Annotated in this window: 1 protein-coding gene; it reads right to left on the bottom strand. The window is 69.7% G+C overall.

Annotation, left to right across the window (positions count from 1 at the left end):
- The coding region (locus tag IEZ03_RS37325; RefSeq protein WP_189241305.1) for a beta-ketoacyl synthase N-terminal-like domain-containing protein at window positions 1-509 on the bottom strand (509 nt) is incomplete at both ends.

Raw genomic sequence — 509 nt, 5'->3', positions numbered from 1 at the left:
TGCCCGATGTTGGACTTGATGGAGCCGAGCCGCAGAGGCCGGTCGCCAGCGCGTTGCTGGCCGTAGGTGGCGATGAGCGCCTGAGCCTCGATCGGATCGCCCAATGCTGTGCCGGTGCCGTGGGCCTCCACTGCCTCGATGTCCTCCGGCGCGAGGCGCGCGCTGGCCAGCGCGTCCTCGATCACCCGCTGCTGAGACGGCCCGTTCGGCGCCGTCAACCCGTTGCTCGCACCGTCTTGGTTGACCGCCGAACCACGGATCACCGCCAGCACCGGATGCCCGTTCCGGAGTGCGTCCGACAGTCGTTCCACCAGCACGAGCCCGACGCCCTCGGAACACCCCGTGCCGTCGGCCGTGGCCGCGAAAGCCTTGCATCGGCCGTCACGTGCCAAGCCCCGCTGTCGCGAGAACTCGAGGAAGAGGGTCGGCGTCGACATGATGGCGACGCCGCCGGCGAGGGCGAGGTCGGTTTCGTGGTTGTGGAGGGATTGGCAGGCGAGGTGGAGGGC

This window comes from Actinomadura livida (assembly GCF_014648675.1).
In the GTDB taxonomy this organism is placed as follows: Bacteria; Actinomycetota; Actinomycetes; order Streptosporangiales; family Streptosporangiaceae; genus Spirillospora; species Spirillospora livida.
Note: the sequence above shows the minus strand (reverse complement) of the source record. Positions and strands in the feature narration are given on the sequence as shown.